The following is a 21,038-nucleotide window of genomic DNA, read 5'->3' on the forward strand; positions in this document are numbered from 1 at the left end:
TTCTGCTAATGATTTTTTGTTTATTTAAAATAGTCCACTATTCCCTGTACTATTCCATTTGCTAATTTTTCTTGGTAATTATTTGTAACTAATTTAGATCTTTCAGAAGCGTTATCTATAAAACCCAGCTCTAACAAAACAGCAGGCATATTAGTTTCTCTAATCACATGGAAGTCTGCTTTCTTAGCTCCTCTGTTATACGCCCCTGAATAACTAATCATTTGTTGCTGAGAACTTTTTGCCAGCTTCTCACTACTTGTTAAACGACTAATATTTTTTGACATAGGATTTGTTGAATTTCCTAAAGAGTTATATGAATAAGATTCAATTCCATATGCATTTTGATTAAACGAATTATGATGAATACTTACAAAGATATCAGCTTTAGAATTATTTGCTTTCCTAGCAATTTCTGACAACTCTAAAAAGACATCTGTTGTTCTCGACATTACAACGTTATACCCTTTTTGCTCAAGTTTATCTCTTACTTTTAAAGCAACTTTTAAATTTAAATCTTTTTCCTTTGCTCCGCCCGACTGAGCTCCTGGATCTTTTCCTCCATGACCAGCATCAACATAAACAGTTTTTTTGAAGGGATTAATTTCTTTTAGTCCAGCTTTATCGATCCAGCCTAGTTCTATTCCATTTAAGCTGATCAAGACATATGTTGAACGTCGAGTTTTCGCTTCTTCTTTTACTAATACTTCCATCCCAAGATATTTTGATGAAGAACCCTTAGTTACATATCCCTCTGTTCCATAGGGTTTTGAATTAATTGTATCAGTAGAACGAACAATCGTAGCTTTATAATCTGCTACATTAGTAGTAGAAAGAACTTTTTCAATATCCAATCCATTTTTATCGATCCAGCCTAATTCTGTTCCATTTAAGCTGATCAATACATACGTTGATCGAGTAGTGACTGCTTCTTTCGTTACTTTGACTTCTTTGCCATAATATTGTGAAGATTGAGCTTTCGTTTGATAGCCTAGTGTACCATAAGGTTTTGTGTTGATAGTATCTGTTTTGCGGCTTATTTTAGCCGAATAATTAATTGTTTTTTCAGACAAAATCGCTTCATCATCTGACAATCCATTTGTGTCTATCCAACCTAATTCTTTTCCATCTAACGTAGTTATTAGTGCCCAATTTGAACGTCGTGAAGCAGCTTCTTTAATGATTTTTACTTTTTGTCCATAATATTTTGAAGAATACGCATTCGTTACATACCCTTCGGTTCCATATGGTTTTGTATTGATCGTATCTGTTTTACTGCTAATGGTTTTAGTGTACGATACATTTTTAGTAGAAGTTACCTTTTCAATATCCAATCCACCTTTATCGATCCAGCCTAGTTCGGTTCCATTTAAGCTGATCAAGACATACGTTGATCGAGTAGTGACTGTTTCTTTCGTTACTTTGACTTCTTTGCCATAATATTGCGAAGATTGAGCTTTCGTTTGATAACCTAATGTACCATAAGGTTTTGTGTTGATGGTGTCCGTTTTACGGCTTATTTTAGCGGAATAATTAATTGCTTTTTCAGACATAATTATTTCATCATCTGACAATCCATTTGCGTCTATCCAACCTAATTCTTTTCCATCTAACGTAGTTATTAGTGCCCAATTTGAACGTCGTGAAGCAGCCTCTTTAATGACCTTTACTTTTTGTCCATAATATTTTGAAGAATACGCATTCGTTACGTACCCTTCGGTTCCATACGGTTTGGTATTGATCGTATCTGTTTTACTGCTAATGGTTTTAGTATACGATACATTTTTAGTAGAAGTTACCTTTTCAATATCCAATCCACCTTTATCGATCCAGCCTAGTTCGGTTCCATTTAAGCTGATCAAAACATACGTTGATCGAGTAGTGACTGCTTCTTTCGTTACTTTGACTTCTTTGCCATAATATTTTGAAGATTGAGCTTTTGTTTGATAGCCTTTTGTACCATAAGGTTTTGTATTAATGGTGTCCGTTTTGCGGCTTATTTTAGCTGAATAATTAATTGCTTTTTCAGACAAAATCATTTCATCATCTGACAATCCATTTGTGTCTATCCAACCTAATTCTTTTCCATCTAACGTAGTAATCAGTGCCCAATTTGAACGTCGTGAAGTAGCCTCTTTAATGACCTTTACTTTTTGTCCATAATATTTTGAAGAATAAGCATTCGTTACATACCCTTCGGTTCCATATGGTTTTGTGTTGATCGTATCTGTTTTACTGCTAATGGTTTTAGTGTACGACACGTTTTTAGTAGAAGTTACCTTTTCAATGTCCAATCCACCTTTATCGATCCAGCCCAGTTCGGTTCCATTTAAGCTGATCAATACATACGTTGATCGAGTAGTGACTGCTTCTTTCGTTACTTTGACTTCTTTGCCATAATATTTTGAAGATTGAGCTTTTGTTTGATAGCCTTTTGTACCATAAGGTTTTGTATTGATGGTGTCCGTTTTGCGGCTTATTTTAGCTGAATAATTAATTGCTTTTTCAGACAAAATCATTTCAAAAGTAGTTATTCCATTTTTGTCTATCCACCCCATTACCTTACCATCTAAAGTAATTTTTACCCAAGTTGTACCACTTTTGGTCATTGCTTCTTCAGTTACGGTTACTTTTCTATTGAAGTATCCTGAAGCGTCTGCATTTACCTTAGAATCTGACGTACCTTTAGGCTTAGAATAAATCCCATCAGTATCGCCAGTTATATAGGCGGTGTAGTCTTTTACATCAGTCGTTGATGTAATTTCATCATATGAAATATCTTTTATATCGTCTGGTAAGTTTGACTCATCTTTATTATCAGTACTTTTGTTATCGAATTGGGTTAAATTGTATGTTTCTATAATATTATTTAACTTTGTTCCATAAGTTGGATCTGTAGCATATTTACCTGTAAGTGCACTAGTAGCATTTTTAAAAGAACTAGCATTTTCTTTCCATGCACCTGAATAGTATTTGGGATCCCAAGAACCTTTACTACTATTCCAATCTGGGCCTTTACGCAATTTCTTAGCATAGTCTATAAAAGTATCCTTATAAGAAGGATATGTTTTAAAATTCGATTTTTCAATTGTCCAACCTTTTTCTGTACTATATTCTTTAGAATATTTTGCAAAATAAGAATCTCCTGAGCCCGCTTTTATTCCAAATAAATTATAATTCGGTGCATAAGCAAGGATACTTGTTCCCCAAGCACTTTCTAAGGCGGCTTGAGCAATCATCACGGAAGCATACAGATCATATTCATTTGCTACTGATACTGCTTGTGAAGAAATAGCATTAATAAAAGCATCCGTTTTAGGAATAGCTCTAGATTTCATACTAAAAGTGCTGGTTGAATTTTTTTCTTGTTCCATCATTTCAATAGCTTTTTCTCTAGTTTCTTCTATTGAAAAATATTCTTCATCCGCTTCATCATTTAAATCCTCTTCACTCTCTAAAGAAGAGTCATCATTAGATTCATTTTCTTCAACTATATTATCATCATTTTTTGTTTCTTCAACATTATTGCTGTTTTCTTCTATGTAATCTTCTTCAACTACAGTTTCTGTATCTAGATCTTCTGTACTTTCTACTTGTTCTTTATTTGACAGTTCAGAATCTTCCTGTAACTCAACTTCACTTAACTCATTACTTTCTACATCCTCAGTTATCACACTATTGCTTTCTACTGCTGATACTCCAGTAGATAACACTATAGGACTCAACACAGTAACAATCATTGCTAAAGTAATAACCTTATGCATTGACTTTTTCAACACTTCCAAAAAATCCCTCCTTTAATATTAACATGCTATATAAATATACCTTTTATTTCTCGCCAAATCTAGCCGTTTACGTTTTTTTCATGAATAACATTTGCGTTATATGAACATAGTATGAACTTTTAAGTTGTTTTTCCTTTTGGTAAATAAAATTCCAGAACAAAATAACTTAGTACATCATAATGACAAATAACCCCTGCTATAATAAGTAGGGGTTATTTGTCATTATGATACACCCTTTTTAAAAGGCTTATTTTTTTTATCTCAAGTAGTTGCGGTTTTAAAAACTATTCTGCAGAAAAAATCGTCATTTTAGGTATGTGGCTATAAATATCTTGTATACCCTCTTCTTCTAAAAGTTTCACATAAATGTATTCCATCCATTTAAAATCTTCTTCCGAATCTATATCCAAGACCATATAATCTTGCATTTGGATAACGCCGCAATTTCCATTAAAAATATATTCATTTTCTTGCAGGAATTTTGGATCATATAGATACATAGAAGCGTTCATATCATAAATGGCCGGTGCTTGTTGTCGTGATGTAAACGTTGAAGCATTGACCAGTGAAACAGAGTTCCCCTCTTCTTTCACCATATTGAAGAAAGGATTGCGTCTCGATTCTACCACTGAAAAAACAACGTCTAATTCTGGGTGCTCTTTTTTCTTTTCAATCAATTTAAAGATGTCTTGAACGGTTCTAAGAGGCGACGTTAAATCTAAATCAATCACATAATCATATTCTTTTTGACGAATTTTCTTTGCTTGTAAATAGGTGTCTCGAATTACCGCCATTTTACTAGCAGTGTCTGTTGCGTGTTCTTTTTTACGATCGATTAATAAAACATCTGGGTAATCTTCAATTGTTTTTTGTAGCTCTTTGCTGTCAGTATTCAAAGCAACATCTATTTGGTGGCTAGATTGTTCTTTGAACAAATCCATAGCTGCTAAGGTGTAAGCAATTAAAGGAAAGCCATGAAAAGTCTTCAAGTTTTTAGCTGCTAAGCCTTTTGATCCGGCCCTTCCACAGATGGTAAATAAGATAGTCATTTATTTTGTCTCCTTGGCAATTTTTAATACTCTATTTGCATGGTCAATATTGTTATTATTTCCTTTATTCGTTAGTACTTGATCAATGAAATAAGTTAATTCTGCTAAATACATTTGATTCGGCTCTTCTGAAATTTCTTTGATTATGCCTAATTTGTTAGACGTTAATGTGTTTTTCAAAAAGTCGCACGTAATTAGATCATTTTCTGTAATGATTTCAATTTTTCGCTGCGGAACTTGTCCATAGTAATCCAAATGTACTTCAATGAATTTATCGGCATACTCCAATAAATAAAGCGCCGTATCGTTTGACTGGATGTCTAATTGCGATTTTTTTCCATACATAGCTTTCGATTCAATTGGGAAATCAAATAAATCAACAACGTAATCTAGTTCATGAATACAATCCAATTCGATCCCTCCACCCAAATTCGGGTCAGCAGAATAGCTTTTTGTATAATCATCTTGACGCCAATCCGGGAGATAAGTCGAACAAATAACGCGACCATTGTATACCGTTTCGTTAACCAGCAGCTTTTTCAACTCTAACATAATTCCTTTATACCGCAAAGGCGCAGCAATGTAATAAGCTTCTTTGTTTTCAATAAAAGCATTAATATCATAAGCTTTTTCGAAAATAGGTTTCTCCACAAAGAAATGCTTTGCCTTGTCTTTAATCATATGAAGAGTCTCTAAATGAAGAGCCGTTGGATTCGTGATAAAGGCAACATCGTAATCATCAGCAATCGCACTTGTTTCATAAATCATCTGAATATCTGTGGGTGTCTCATGTTCTGCTTTTCTTGATCGATAAGCAGATACCTCTAATGGAATGCCTTTTTCTTTACAGATTGATTGCAAGTTTCGGTAATGCTTTTGTCCGATAGAACCCAGCCCAAAGAAAATCACTTTCATGATAAATCCCCCTCAAACTGATTGATCAGTTCAATGATAGCTTGATCTTTCTTAAACGAATACATGGTTGTCGTGATTTCACCTTTTAAAAGTGCAACATATTCTTTTATTTCTTCCAGATAAGCATCTTCAATAATGGTTTTGGAATAACTTTGATTGTCCATATAACCAGTATACAAATCTTTTTTAACCATCTCTTTAGCTGCTTCATCCCATTGATACAAACCATCTGGCGAACCGTCCCACGAAATTTGTGTTTGTTCTCCAATGATATCTAAATCCCGTTTTGCAACACGAGACAAAATATTCACATTTAATGTGCCAACTATGCCTGAAGTGTGTTTGACTACTAAGGCATAATTATCTGGATAATCTATTTCCAAGGAACTGATTTTTTGTTTTTGAAGCTCAAAGGATTCAATCTCCCCAAAAACTTTTGAGATCCATGGAAGCTCAATGGCAAAAATCTCACGGCAGCCATTTGTTTGTTTATTGGCTACAAAAAAGTCTTTATAAGACTCCCAAGGATGCCAATCAGGCAAGTATTGTCCTACATGATAACGATACGTTACTTTTGGATCTTGCTTGACTGCTTTTTCAAATAATTTTATTTCACGGCGATGTAGAAAAGTAGACGAAAGGTACAAATGCAAATTCTTTTCTTCCGCTAATTGCATCGCTTCTTCATAATAATGATTTAACAGATTAATTTCCGTAAAAACATGCAAGTTCTTGTTTAAGGCCTCTAAAATAATGCTTTCATGACTGATTGGAGAAGTACAGATACAAACAGCTTCTATTTGTACTTCTCTAACTGCTTCTTGTAAACTTTCATAAGTTTGAATCTTAAAAAGGCCGCTCACTTCTTCTTGCCGGTCTTTGCGAGAATCTACTCCGACTAAGGTTATTTCAGGAAAAAATTCCGTCAGCAAACGAAGTCGTCGTTTACCCATTGAACCTAAACCAATGACACCTATTTTCATACTGCAGCCTCCTCTTCTTAAAATAATTTATTTTCTTTTTCTAATTTTTTGTACGATAAAGTACAATACAGCCAGCAAAAAGGCTACCATCAGATAACGCAATATTATATAGTCTGTTAAGAAAAACATTACGAACGATAATGCTACTACAACGGTTGTTACAGTAACAATCATTTTAGTATCAAATAGTTGTTTTCCTATTAATTTTTTCGCTAAGAAATAATGAAAAATAAACAGGAAAAAATACGCAACGACTGTTGTATAACCAGCAGCAATATAACCATAGATTGGAATAAAAATAATGTTTAGCACAATATTTATTACAGCACTGGCGATTGTCCCCATAGCAATGTAAGTTGTCTTTTTCTCAAAAAACTCAACGTTTACAGGTAGGCTATACAAGAACTGAAAATAATACCCTAAAAGAACCGGAATAATCAGTGGAATACCGACTAGATATTCAGCAGGAGCCATTATTTTAGCTATATCGATCAATAACAACATACTAACTAACGTAACTGCTCCAAATAATATCATATAATAATTCGATGTTTTTTTGATTTTTGCGTAATCTTTTTTCTCCATCTCGCCATAAAACCATGGGACCCAAGCATTGTTGGTTGACGCCCAAACAACACTCAAGACTACACCTAAGTTATAAATATAGGAATAAATCCCTGCATCAAACGACCCAGAGTAAGTGTTAACCATAATACGGTCGAACTGACTTAGAAGGACATTGGATAGAGAATGCGGTATAAGCGGTAAAGCAATTTTCAACGAAAATTTCCAGTACTCCATATTAATCAGTTTTTTTCCTTTGAACATTATTGCGAAGTAAATGAGCAAACCTATTAAAACGAATGCTCCAGAACTCCCGACAACTCTGCCTATGTAACGATCCTTTTCAAACAATGTAAAGATCATCACTAGAGACAAACCTATGTTTAAAACAGTACTCAAAATTGATAATAGTAAGAATTTAAAGTATTGTACATTTATTGTAAAATAAGCGGATAAAAAGTTAATTAAAAAATTTCCATAACTTTGAAAAATCATTAAATTGAAAATTATCTGCGATAGTTCAAAGAAACTATTTTTGAAAAAAAAGTATCCATTTCCTATGATAAGAAATGCTGCAAAACTTAATGTAGACAAAAATAATGTAGAAGACATAAATCCTTTTATGTCTTCTTTGAATTCAAAATTCGCATTATTTATTGCACCGTTTAAACTTAATCCTACAAAAAGAGAAAATATAGACGCAATTGCAGTATAGTTGTTTACTAATCCATATTCTTCAACCGTCATGATGTTGGTAAACAGCGGTATAGTAATAAACGTAATTCCTTTTATAAAGAAATTGCCTATAGTGTACCAAAAACTTGATTTCACCAAGCTAGATGATTTCAATTTTTCTATTAATGCCATGGTTACTCTCCTTTTAATATTGATTTAAGTTCTTTTTTATTTTTTGGCATAAGCACATTTCGATAGCCTATCGACTGATATCTTTCATAAAATTCAGATACACCTGTCAATACCTTTTGAGTTCGTTCATCTTCAGTAGAAAATTCTCTGTCATTTCTGACCATTTCTGCAAGAAGTATAACTTCATTTTCTAAGCCAAATATCATACGAGGTGTAAAGGATGCTGTCGAAATACAACTGACAATAACTGTATTCCGTAAATCATACGCTAAAAAACATAACTCCAATGGTAAATCCGTTTTGAATATTTGAGCATCCTTTCCATACCTTTCAGTATCAGTACGTGGATGTAATTTGACTGAGAAGTTTTTATTTACTCCATACTCTTTGATAAGTTTCAAAATATTATTTTCATTTATTTGATAATTATCTTTTTCAAGAGGTTGATCTAAAAATAATAATGTATTGACCATTTTTTCTTCTTTTTCAGGCAAACCAAAGATTCTTTTTAATTGTTCGTATAAAACTCCATCTTTTTTTATGACTGGTAATCGATTCAACTGAAAAGACTGATCAATATTAGTAAGTTTAGGTTCGTATAAATAATAATCCGTTATTTCTGCTAAAAACATGCTATGCGGATTAATGAGATTCATGATTTTCCTTCTAATTGCTGATGTATTTAGCAACGTAACATTTAAATATGTTGCTAAACCATCTTCAATGTATTTCAATTCAACATTGGGATTATTTTTTTTAGCTTGACCATACAAAATCTTTAAAAAATAATTGCCGCCTTGAGTGAAAATAATATCATAATCAATTTCTTTGTCTAATGTTAGCATGTGATTAATGTTTAACAGCACATTCAATTTGCTGATAACTTTATTTCCTATTTTTTTATGATCCACTAAATAAACGTTTTGAAAATTTCCTTCTTTTAATATGTTTTGATAGACTTGCTGTGCACCATTAAATTCATCATAAACGTATAAATCAGCTTCGGTATCAGCATAATAGGTTAATTTGGTATTAAGAATATTAATGACATGCAGAGGCGTCCATGCTATAAAAGCGATCACTTTTCAATCACTCCATCAGTAAACATTTTTTCTTTTCTAAAATGCTGCAACAAGCCTAGATAATACCAGAAGACAATAGCTACAACATCTTTTACTTTAAAAATAATATGGCTTTCAACAAGATCTTCTGCAAACAACGCTACAATTAGGAAGATCATAATGGCTACAATTTGATAGTCCACAGTAACTTTTTTGTATTTCAACAAATGAGTAATGTTATCTCTTAAATGTAAAATAATAAATACGGCAATTACGACAAAACCTAAAATTCCAGACATGATCAGTGTTTGAATATAGACATTATGCATGTTGCCATGTGCCCGTTTTAATTCATTTTTATCTAATGTAGATAACTTACTTTCATCAATTTGTGTATTGTGTTCTATATCATTCCTATAAAAATAAGGATCTGTGGCACCTAAAACCGGAAACTGTTTAACCACATTAAGAGCAGCTGTCCAAATAGTGAATCGTCCAGATGAAACTTCAGCATCGTCTGGTGAGTGCTGAATAGTCACTCTATCTATCGGTTCTTTTTTAGACGGCTTTTCATCATCTGATATTTGCGGTTCATTTACTCCAGCTTTGTCAAAACCTTGTTGAACCAATCCTGGAACATAACTTAATCCTTCTTTTAGTATACCTGTAAAACCTAAGCTTACTGCAAAGAAAGCTAAAAATACTAGTATCGTTCGGAAGATAACTTTTGTCTTGCTTTTATATGTTTGGATAAAATAGGGAATCACAATAAACACTATGGATAATAGTGAAAACACCATAATGGTTAGTTCTGTACCTCTTGACGAAGCTAGTATGAAGAAGAGAACTTGAATGATTATATTGGCTATATAAAGTTTGGTGAACTTATACCATACGCCTCTTTTTATTAAGTTATTCAACATTGAAAGTACAATTGATAAAAAGCCGAAAATTGCTCCAATATTGGGACTCGTATAAATTCCGAATAAACGAGAAGCGACAAAACCTTGTCTGGCAGTGGTAGCACCGCTGGGGATGATAAAGCCGATATTAAATATAAACATTAAGACCGAGATTAAACCAGCAACAAAAACGGTATAAATCAAGATGTTGTTAAATTGTGTCATATTTTTTTTAACATCTTCATTGCTTTGCTTAGAATTAATGGGATAGATCACAAAAAAAGTAGTTACTAAGTAAACCCAGTTATACGCACCCCTGATAAGCTGATGTTCGTAATTTACTACTGTCGAGAGCAAGTATACTAGTGACATTAGTATTAATATATACCAGTACTTAGATTTAAACATTTCCCTTTTAGTGAAAAAATCAACTGCTATAATCAAACTTCCCCAAAAGAAACAAATCCATAGAGGGTATTGTTCTATATCAAAACTACTAGGCATAAAATAAATCAAACAAAGAAAGAGGTAAATTTTTCTGAAATTATCCCAATTTAATATCCAATCCTTAATTTTAAAATCATTCTGCATTTTTCTACTCCTTCAAGAAAACACAAATCAGATGATTCATGAATTACCATTATTTTTTTAATACTTTTTTATAAAGATAACGATACAGCGGTAAATTAACCTTCAATAAACATAAAGCAGCTAACTTAGCTTTGCTAGAAACTTTATTTTGAAAAATCATTTTTTGATTTTCAGCGATATCGTTTCTTAATAACTTCGCATATTCTTTTGTACGTTCGTCATGTGTAGAACTAGCAATTTTATAACCTGTTGAAAGATAACCATCTAACAGGTTGTCTACAGCAAAGTCACTTACTGTGGGGTACTCTATTTTAATTTTTTCTAATAATATCTTTCTTTGTAACACGTTATCGTATTGTTGTGGATTAAAGCTGCTGTTTACAATACTTTCGGAATTTGCTAGATAAAAATAACCAACTTCATCCGTTACTACTAATTTATGAGCTTGTTTTAGAGCATCATAACTTAACATCACATCTTCATACAAGACTCCTTCTGGAAATCTGACTGTTTGGAAAACAGACGCACGATAAACTTTATTCCAGACGTAAAATTCAATACCATTATATTTAAAATATAATTCCAGCATTTCTTCCTTAGAAGTAGTGATTCTATTTAAACTATTTAAAGTATTTAACGTTCCATCTGGGTTAACACGTGTCACATTACAGACTGCAATATCTGCTTGGTTTTCCTCAAGATATCCAATAAGTCGTTGATACATATCTTTCTCAGTATAGTCATCACTATCCATAAAAGCTATATATTCTCCATGCACTTGATTTAAACCAGCATTACGTGCAGCAGAAGGACCAGCATTTTCTTGATGAATAACTCGAACCCTAGTATCTTTTTCTGCTAACCGGTCACAAATATTGGCTGTATTGTCAGTTGACCCATCATTAATAATAATCAATTCAAAATCACTTATATTTTGGCTAAGAACGCTTTGGACAGATTTTTCAACCGTATGTTCTACATTATAAGCGGGCATAATGAAACTAAGTACAGTCATAATTATTTACTCTCTTTCCGAAGCAGTTTGGTATAAATATATGCCCTTAATTGATTAGGCATAATGCTAACTATAATTTGCCCAGCAGTGCTTAAAAAATAATCCATATAGGAATTTAAACCAACTTCATGTATTTTTTTTCTTGCTAATTTACTGTCTTTCAAATACTTATATCCGCCACGACGCATAAACATGTCTCTTCCAGCCCGAGCATGGACTAAGACTTCAGGCACATTTTTCGCTAGCGTATCATTTTTTAACATTCTAACCCATAAATAATAATCTTCAAACCCATTTAAGACCATATAATTACCCGCTCTCAAAACTTCTTCCTTTCTATATAGAACAGTCATATGATTAAAAGGATTTCTTCTTTTTGCAGTTTTCAAAATATCCTCATAACTATGTGGAACAATTCTTTTTGCAACAATATTAGAGATGTCCGTTTCAAATTCATTGATATCAGATCCTACTATCCCTAGTTTCGGATTCTTCACAAATTCTCTTAACTGTTTTTCGAAGCGAGTATTCACTGCAATATCATCCGTATCCATTCGAGCAATTAAAGAGTATCGGCAATATTCAACGCCTATAGCTAATGCTTTCCCTAAGCCAACATTCTCTTCAAGAGGGTTTCTATTTAATAATCCCGGATGCTGATTTTCAAATTCATCAAGAACAGTATATAAATCATTCGTTAGAGGACCATCTTCTATCAAAACCAATTCATTGGGTTGAATAGTTTGGTTGACCAAACTGTCTAAACATTCTTTTAAATAGACTGGTTGTTCTTTTTTATAAACAGACATTAAAACACTAAATTTCAAGTCAGATTCTTCTATATCTTTCATTTATTATATATCCCTCACACTTTTCTTTTTTTTGAAAATATTAACGTTCTTATAATAAATAATGTTTTGCACTATTTCTCTCACAAAAACCATTTTAACATAATTTCTATCGTAAGTAGTCGAATTTTTTAAAATGTACTTTCAACAAAGTATTATATCATATCTTTAGTCTTTGACACTTGTTAAAGAAAAATTTAACTATCTTACCATTTCAAATCCAAATAAAAAGCACTTTTAACGAAGGAGAAGTTCTCCAACATTAAAAGTGCTCTTATATTATTATTGAATAGCTGATTCAACTACCCAACCGATTTCTGTTCCCTCGATTGAAATTTGTACCCATTTAACACCGTCAGATGAAAAGGCCTCTTTAGTAATTTCAACTTCTTTACCTGAAAAGTCTGATAAGCCCGTTATCTTGGTATTGCCTGCTTCATAGTTATTCCAGACTCCAAAATCAGCAGCATTTGGTACTGGTGTACCTTGTTTAGAAACAATTTTCGGAATTTCTCCATATTGGATACCTGTTTCAGCTACCCAACCGATTTCTTCTCCATCTAACGAGAATTGAACTAATTTTTCACCCGTCGTCGATTCTACTTCTTTCGTTATTTCTAACTGTTGACCAAAGAATTCTGATAAACCTGCTACTCTTTCACGATTTTGTTCATAGTCATTCCAAACTCCGAAATCATAAGCATTTGTTACGGGTGTACCTAGTTTAGAAATTGTTTGCGGGATTTCTCCATATTGGATACCTGTTTCAGCTACCCAGCCAACTTCTTCTCCATCTAGCGAGAATTGAACTAGTGCTTCACCAGATGAAGACTCTACTTCTTTCGTTATTTCTAACTGTTGACCAGAGAATTCTGATAAACCTGCTACTTTTTCGCGATTTTGTTCATAGTCATTCCAAACTCCGAAATCATAAGCATTTTGAACAGGTGTACCTAGTTTAGAAATTGTTTGTGGGATTTCTCCGTACTGGATGCTCGTTTCAGCTACCCAACCAATTACTTCTCCATCTGCAGAGAACTGTACCCATTTAACGCCATTCAACGAAACAACCTCTTTGATTACTTCTAGTTGTTTGCCAGAGAAGGCTGATAGTTCAGTTACTCGTGTATTGCCTGCTTCGTAATCGTTCCAGACACCAAAATCATAAACATTAGCGACTGGTGTACCTAATTTAGAAACAGTTTGCGGGATTTCTCCGTATTGAATGCCCGTTTCGGCTACCCAACCAATGACTTCGCCATCTGCAGAGAACTGTACCCATTTAACGCCGCTTGATGAAATGACCTCTTTGATTACTTCTAGTTGTTTGCCAGAGAAGGCTGATAAACCTGTTACTCGCGTATTGCCTGCTTCATAGTCATTCCAAACGCCAAAGTCATAAGCATTGGATACCGGAGTACCTGTTTTGGATACAGATTGCGGAACTTCTCCATAGCGGATACCCGTTTCAGCTACCCAGCCAACCACTTCGCCATCTACTGAGAATTGGACCCATTTAACACCGATTGAAGAAGTAACTTCTGCGACAACACCTACTTGTTTACCGGCAAAAGCAGATAATCCTGCAACTCTAGTATTACCAGGTTCATAATCATTCCAAACGCCATAATTATAGGCGTTTGGTACCGGTGTGCCTATTTTCGAAACCTCTTGTGGTACAGCACCATAGCGGATACCGGTTTCGGCTACCCAGCCAATCACTGTGCCATCTACTGAGAATTGAACCCATTTAACGCCTGCTGATGACACGATTTCTTTGATTACTTTTACTGGTTTTCCAGCATATTCGGATAAACCAGCCACTCTAGTATTGCCAGCTTCGTAATCATTCCAAATGCCAAAATCATAAGCGTTTGGTACTGGTGTACCTAGTTTAGAAACTTCTTTTGGAGCTTCTCCGTAACGTATACCTGTTTCAGCTACCCAACCGATGACTTTGCCATCCGCTGAGAATTGAACCCACTTTACGCCTGTTGATGACAAAACTTCTTTGATTACTTTTATTGATTTTCCAGCATATTCTGATAAACCTGCGACTCGTTTATTTCCTGGTTCATAATCATTCCAAACGCCAAAGTCATAAGCATTTGGTACTGGTGTACCTGCTTTAGAAACTTCTTTTGGAACAGAAACATAACGGATACCTGATTCAGCTACCCAACCAATAATCTTACCATCTACTGAGAATTGAACCCACTTAACGCCTGTTGATGATATAACTTCTTTAACAACTTGGACTGATTTTCCAGCATACTCTGACAGGCCTGCGACCCGTGTATTTCCCTTTTCATAATCATTCCAAACGCCAAAGTCATAAGCATTTGGTACCGGTGTACCTTTTTTAGAAATATTTTGAGGAACTTGACTTGGTGTCAAACCTATTGCAATTCCTTTTTTAGCAACCCAACCAATAACTTTATTATTAGAACTGAATTCTACCCATTCTACGCCATTATTGGCTGTTGCTTCTTTGGTAACTTTTATTTCTTTACCAGCAAAATCTGACAGACCGGTAACTCGTTTCATCCCTCTTTGATAACTGTCCCAAACACCATAGTCATAAGCATTTGTAACAGGAGTACTAACTGCAGGCGTGATTTGAATACCTGTTTTCCCTACCCAGCCAATAACTTTTCCATTTTGGCCAAATTGAACCCAATCTCCATTTTTAGTTCTAACTTCTTTATAAACTACTATCGGTTGATTGGCATAAGAGTGTAATTCTCCGACTTTAGCCGATCCATTACCAGGATATGGCCCGTTCCAAATTCCATAATTCTTCGGATCTACTGGAACTGCATATTGTCTGTTTAAATTGTCTTCTTTAAAAATTTGATTAGGCATGGCGTTGTATTTTTCTACTACTAAGTTATAAAAATCACTTACTGTATATCCCCATTTTGCAAAATAGCCTACTGGATCAGTGTGATCTGTTCCACCAAGGTAACGGGAAACTTCATCATGTGTCCAAATAGTACCGCTACCGCCTTTTGTTGCACGAGATGGTTCAAGATCAAAATAATATAACATGTAAGCAGCTAAATAAGCATCATTATTTACAGATTGAGCAAATTGGTGAAAGGTATCATGTTCTACCAATTCAATTTGATAGAAACGAGGGTTCGCTTGTTTACCTGCTCCCCATACAGCAAAATCTGCGGGATGAATCTGAATAATGTTATCTTTATCAACAAAAGCATGCACGAAAGCATTTTGCCAATTTATAGTCATATAGTTTATTTCACTAGTAATGGTTGAATTTGGGTTAGCGGTTTCATGGATAACGATTCCTTCCGCTGCGCCATTACCATTTCGATAATCAAACTGTAAAAACTGTTTATAACTTTGTGTTATTTTTGCTGTTCGCAAATTTTGCTGTTTGATATATGTATTAACTTTTGGGTATTGATTGCTTTGTACACTTACTGCTGCTTCTACTGAAGCAGATGGTTGCATTAATCCGATGACACCAAAACTTGCTATACCTAAAACCAGAGTAGCTTTGTACCTTTTTTTCATTTTTTCCTTTTCCTCCTAATCTAACTTATCAAAACCCGTATATAAGCGGTAACAACCCAAAGTTGTTACCGCTTATACCGTTACTTTTTCAATTATAGTACAAAAACTGAAGCAAATGTACAATAAAATAAAAAAGTCATTAGTTGTACACAATAGTTCAAATTGAGATTGAGGCTGAAATTAGTAAAAGCCCAGCTGTTTACTGTAGTTCATACCTGATGTTATGTCGTACATAATCGCTTCATATTCGTATAAAATTTCTTGCGTTTCTGTTGGAAGCTCTGCTCTTGTTTGAACGACTTCATTTTTCTGTCCATCAACATAAATCCCTTTTTCAAAAGCAGGGAGCTGTTCTTGTAATGCACCTAATAAGGAATGATAACCACTAATTTTTGAATTTGTAGCCTCAAATATTTCATTCATAAAAAAGACAGGACTAATGATCCCCAAATCTTTTTGTACCTCAGTATAATTTGAATAAATAAATAATGGAGTTTCATATTTTGTAACGAGAGAATTTTTGTTTATGATAGTGTCTCCATAAGAACTTGGTAGATGATCTCCCCAGAAAAGAACAACAATTTTCTCTGGAAATTGTTCTAATTTTGCTATCCATTCTTCCATGGCTTGATCACTATAAGTAAGCCCTTGGATATACCCAGAAACCTCTGCTAAGTCTGTATCACCAGAAACACTATTTTTTATTTCTGAATAAAAGCCACTATAAGGACCATGATTTTGCATAGTTACCAAATGAATAAAATCTGTTTTGTCTGTTTTTTCCATCTGTTCAATAACCTCTTGGTAAGCAGCACCGTCAGATATAAAGGGATTATTTTCTATTTTGTCAGTATGAGCCATCGTTTCATTATATAAGAATTCATCAAATCCCATATTTTCATAAACTTCAGTTCTTCGATACATTTGTGTATGATGAGGATGAATAGCTGTTTTATAATAGTAATCCTCTGGTAAAAAGGACAACATCGTGGGTATTTTGTTCATTTTGGAAGCTAACTGGGTATAGGGCGTTGTCATACCCGGCAACATTGTTTCCAGAGATAAACCAGTCAATGCTTCAAATTCAATATTAGCTGTTCCACCTCCGTATCCTTGAGATAAAATAGATCCTCCAGAATAATCTTCCATCATGCTCCGCGTGAACGGTATAGGATCATTTTCTACTTCAAGTTCTTTTATTTTCATCGGATCTGAAAAACTTTCACTCATCACGTAAATAATATTTATATCTTCCATACTTTCTGGACGAGTTAAATTAGTTTCATCTGCTCTTCCATTATATTTATCTACAATTCGTTTTATATATTCTTGCGAATAATCTTCTGGTTTTGCAACGACATCGCCACTCATTGTGTATAGGAAGGCCGCAATTGGGCCATTTCTTTGGGCATTATATATTTGACTATGGGGTTGCCACTCTGCATACCCTACTTCTACAAAACCTTCTTTAAAGGGATTACCAGGATTATGAAAACTTAGTAGTTGTATTAAACCAATGCTTGAAAATACAAATAAAAGCAACCTTACTGCTCTTTTAGATTGTTTAAATTTAATAGGATGACTTTTTCTCCATTTCTTAATACCAACGATCACTACAATCAGCAGCACTAAAATACTAATTAATAAAGAAAACAATAATTTTGCAGAAGACTCTTCAAGAGAATTAATCATAAAAGGAAGATCTTTAACCATTAATAGATCGGAAGGAAATAAAGGCTCCGATCTAAATAGTGCTTTTTGCCCATTAGTAAAACCAAAAAGTACCGAAAGAAGTAATGTCATTAATGAACTAACCAAAATATTTCCTAGCAAGCTTGTAAACCAGATTTGAATAATAAAAATAATAACAGCATTAAATAAAAACAACCTTGTCCTAATTTCAACGAAGGCGTTTACAGTTTCTATGTTATAATTTTCAAAAAAAATCTGTACAATATAATTTCCTAGCAAAGCTATCCCTACTGACATTAACAAGATGCGTAATAAATAGCTTAACAAATTAAAGGTAAGCGTTTTAGTATCTATTTCAAAATAGTTGTTGTAATTTTTCTTCAAAAAAGTTCCCTGCTTTCTATACTAATCCAATAATTAGTCTTTATCTTAAACTACTATTATATACTTCTTTATAACTGTCAACCCTATCTAGCCTTTCTTTATCCTTTTTTCAAAGTTTGTATCTAAAAAGTGTCAATAGAGGTATCTCTACCTATACCATACCGATTTTTCTATTGAAAATGTTTGGTTTCTAAGTTAAAGTAGCAGTTGGGCTAGTCACTCACCAAAACAATATATAGAAAAAGCTACTTATGCAATTTTATGTATTAAATTTGACTGCTCTCTCAGTTATCGCATATTCACCGTGTAATTAATAAGAATATTAAACGCATTAAAAAGAAAGAGTGAATTTATTGAATACAACCGAATTATTATCCATTGTCGTTCCTTGTTATAATGAAGAAGAAGTTTTACCTATTTTTTTTAATACCGTTCAAAAAGAATGCAATAAATTAAAAAATATTGATGTAGAATTTATTTTCGTCAACGATGGATCAAAAGATAAGACACTCAACATACTTAGAGACTTAGCAAAAACATATCCAAACACCGTTCGATATGTTTCTTTTTCTCGTAATTTTGGAAAAGAAGCAGGATTATATGCTGGTTTGCAGTACGCTAAAGGAGACTATACCGTAGTTATGGATGCTGATTTACAGGATCCTCCTGAATTTTTAGATGAAATGCTCCAAATTCTACGAAAAAGCAACGGTGAAATTGATTGTGTTGGAACGCGAAGGGTAACACGTGAAGGAGAGCCACCCATACGTTCTTTCTTTGCTCAACAGTTTTATAAGTTGATCAACCGTATTTCTGATACAGAAATTGTAGATGGTGCAAGAGATTTCCGTATGATGACACGCCAAATGGTGGATGCAATTCTTTCAATTACGGAATATAACCGTTTTTCAAAAGGTATATTTAGCTGGGTAGGTTTTAACACTCATTATCTTGAATATAAAAATAAAGAACGCGCTGCTGGCGAAACATCCTGGTCTTTCTGGGATTTATTTAAATATTCAATTGATGGTATCGTTGCATTTTCTGATGCACCATTAGCTATAGCAAGCTTTGTCGGTATATTATCATTTTTTGTAGCTATTCTTTTGGCCATTCTTATTATTCTCCGCACGATCATATTCGATGATCCGACTTCCGGATGGCCGTCACTCGTTTGTATTATTTTAGCAATTGGTGGAATGCAGTTATTTTGTTTAGGTATTCTCGGAAAATATTTAGGTAAAATGTTTTTAGAAACAAAGAAACGCCCTATCTATATCATTAAAGAGGATGAGAATTCAAGAGGTGATCTGAATGGTTAAGAAACTAGAACAGTTATCTAAAACAATCATTATTCTATCTGGAATTGGAGCGATGATATGGATAATTGGAATAGCTATTTTCTCCCCAAACCTGGGTAATATTCTTTCAGAATTTCGTTCTGAGTCTACTTTAAACGAAATAGTCATTCAAAATTTAACTGCTTCAATAATTGCCATCTTTCTAATCGGTTGTGGGTTTTATATATCAAAAGTAAAAATTAGTTTTAAAGCAAGTAACATAATAGCTGTTATTGAATCAATTTTATTTTTTATTTTTCTTTTATGGTTATTTCGCTATCTAGGCATCCAAACTCCTATTGATGACGGTTCTTTTGTTTTAAATATCGCCAAAGAAGTTGTAGAAACAGGTAAAATATCCGGTTGGTACTTAGCTGCCAATCCACAAAACTTATTTATTTTATTTGTATATATCTTTATTGATAAAGTTTTTGGTAGCTTTGATCATCATACAATATATATAATTTTTTCTATTATGCATGCTGTATCTGCTCTGTTAATTTATTTTAGCGCTAAAAAGTTAACAAATAAACCCATGGCTTCTTTAATCGCTATGAATTTGTTTATGTTTACTATCCAAATCTCTTTACATGTAGCAAACATTTATACAGATACTTTGTCTATTTTCACTTCTTTAATTATGGTAATCTTTTTCGTTTACTTTATACAAACAAAAAATTTCAACAAAAAAATTGTTTATTTGACACTATCCAGTATCTTTTTAAGCATTTCCTTCTTCGCAAAAGGTTTGTTTTTAATTTTATTTATCGCTGTTGTCATTGCATTGATAGTAGGTTTGAGTGGTAAAGAAAAATGGCTAGTCTTAATTCCTATTGTAACTTTCCTATTGCTAAATGTGGGGTGGAATAAAGGAATTGATGCGCTACATTTATATGAAATAGATGAAAGAGGAATGCCTAATACCCATTACCTTTTTATGGGAGCAAATGCAGAATATTATTTTAAAGATGATGGGCGAGAACACTATCGTTCTGCAGGAGGATATAACGATAACGATTTAGCTTTTTCTAAGGATTTGTTTTGGGATCAGCGCATGTCCAAATCCATAATTTCAAAAATACATTTGGAATTGATCAAAGAACGTTGGTCTTCTTTATCTCTTACTGAAGCACTGGCGTTTCTTAATGCCAAAAATGCTACGACTTGGTCTTCCGGTGATTTAAAATCTACTTTTAGTATCAAACTGGCTGCAGAACATAATGAAGTCAGCAGCACACTAGCTACTTCCAAAGGCTTCAATCTCTATATGCAAACCATTCAAATGATTTATTATTTTATATTACTACTTGTCTTTATTAAAATGTTAATCAAACGCACTGGTGATTTATATTCTCTGCTAACTTGTTTGTTTTTAGTAGGCATGTTCTTGTTTCTATTGTTATGGGAAGCTTCACCTCGATATTCTATGACGATAATGTCCTTTATCCCGATCTTGTTCCCTTATTTAATTACAACTCAAAAAAAGACATTGAAATAATCAATGT

13 protein-coding genes are annotated in these 21,038 nt (G+C 33.5%); 2 read left to right on the forward strand and 11 right to left on the reverse strand.

All coding sequences use genetic code 11. The features are described from left to right. Nucleotides 1–20: 20 nt before the first annotated feature. From NY10_RS04635 to NY10_RS04685, 11 genes are all read right to left on the reverse strand, one after another. The gene (locus NY10_RS04635) at nucleotides 21–3,776 is read right to left on the reverse strand and encodes a GW dipeptide domain-containing protein (RefSeq protein ID WP_231726789.1); all 3,756 of its coding nucleotides are present in this window, start codon (nucleotides 3,774–3,776) and stop codon (nucleotides 21–23) included. A gap of 290 nt (nucleotides 3,777–4,066) precedes the next feature. Further along, a complete protein-coding gene (locus tag NY10_RS04640) occupies nucleotides 4,067–4,831 on the reverse strand; it encodes an acylneuraminate cytidylyltransferase family protein (RefSeq protein ID WP_058918868.1) in 765 nt (254 codons plus the stop codon). Further along, complete coding sequence (locus NY10_RS04645) at nucleotides 4,832–5,746, reverse strand: Gfo/Idh/MocA family oxidoreductase (protein ID WP_231726769.1); 915 nt, start codon at nucleotides 5,744–5,746, stop codon at nucleotides 4,832–4,834. Next, nucleotides 5,743–6,729 carry a Gfo/Idh/MocA family protein gene (locus NY10_RS04650; RefSeq protein ID WP_058918869.1) on the reverse strand — a complete coding sequence of 329 codons (987 nt, stop codon included), beginning with the start codon at nucleotides 6,727–6,729 and terminating at the stop codon, nucleotides 5,743–5,745. The genes NY10_RS04645 and NY10_RS04650 overlap by 4 nt, the downstream gene beginning before the upstream one ends. A gap of 27 nt (nucleotides 6,730–6,756) precedes the next feature. Continuing rightward, nucleotides 6,757–8,160, reverse strand: a complete 1,404-nt coding sequence (locus NY10_RS04655; protein WP_058918870.1) for an oligosaccharide flippase family protein — start codon at nucleotides 8,158–8,160, stop codon at nucleotides 6,757–6,759. 2 nt (nucleotides 8,161–8,162) lie between these two features. Then, the gene (locus tag NY10_RS04660; RefSeq protein WP_058918871.1) at nucleotides 8,163–9,242 is read right to left on the reverse strand and encodes a polysialyltransferase family glycosyltransferase; all 1,080 of its coding nucleotides are present in this window, start codon (nucleotides 9,240–9,242) and stop codon (nucleotides 8,163–8,165) included. Continuing rightward, nucleotides 9,239–10,348 carry an O-antigen ligase family protein gene (locus tag NY10_RS04665; protein ID WP_197408976.1) on the reverse strand — a complete coding sequence of 370 codons (1,110 nt, stop codon included), beginning with the start codon at nucleotides 10,346–10,348 and terminating at the stop codon, nucleotides 9,239–9,241. The genes NY10_RS04660 and NY10_RS04665 overlap by 4 nt, the downstream gene beginning before the upstream one ends. Nucleotides 10,349–10,763: 415 nt before the next feature. Further along, entirely contained in the window at nucleotides 10,764–11,729 is a 966-nt protein-coding gene (locus NY10_RS04670; RefSeq protein WP_058918873.1) for a glycosyltransferase family 2 protein, read from the reverse strand. 2 nt (nucleotides 11,730–11,731) lie between these two features. Then, nucleotides 11,732–12,580, reverse strand: coding sequence for a glycosyltransferase (locus NY10_RS04675; protein WP_058918874.1), 849 nt, complete (start codon nucleotides 12,578–12,580; stop codon nucleotides 11,732–11,734). 279 nt (nucleotides 12,581–12,859) lie between these two features. Then, nucleotides 12,860–16,117, reverse strand: a complete 3,258-nt coding sequence (locus tag NY10_RS04680; protein ID WP_058918875.1) for a GW domain-containing glycosaminoglycan-binding protein — start codon at nucleotides 16,115–16,117, stop codon at nucleotides 12,860–12,862. A gap of 180 nt (nucleotides 16,118–16,297) precedes the next feature. Further along, entirely contained in the window at nucleotides 16,298–18,193 is a 1,896-nt protein-coding gene (locus tag NY10_RS04685) for an LTA synthase family protein (protein WP_058918876.1), read from the reverse strand. Nucleotides 18,194–18,546: 353 nt separating this feature from the next. Between NY10_RS04685 and NY10_RS04690 the strand changes: the two genes are divergently transcribed. Next, complete coding sequence (locus tag NY10_RS04690; RefSeq protein WP_058918877.1) at nucleotides 18,547–19,515, forward strand: glycosyltransferase family 2 protein; 969 nt, start codon at nucleotides 18,547–18,549, stop codon at nucleotides 19,513–19,515. After that, nucleotides 19,508–21,031 carry an ArnT family glycosyltransferase gene (locus NY10_RS04695; protein ID WP_058918878.1) on the forward strand — a complete coding sequence of 508 codons (1,524 nt, stop codon included), beginning with the start codon at nucleotides 19,508–19,510 and terminating at the stop codon, nucleotides 21,029–21,031. The genes NY10_RS04690 and NY10_RS04695 overlap by 8 nt, the downstream gene beginning before the upstream one ends. Nucleotides 21,032–21,038 lie beyond the last annotated feature (7 nt).

Source organism: Carnobacterium sp. CP1, from assembly GCF_001483965.1.
Lineage (GTDB): Bacteria > Bacillota > Bacilli > Lactobacillales > Carnobacteriaceae > Carnobacterium_A > Carnobacterium_A antarcticum.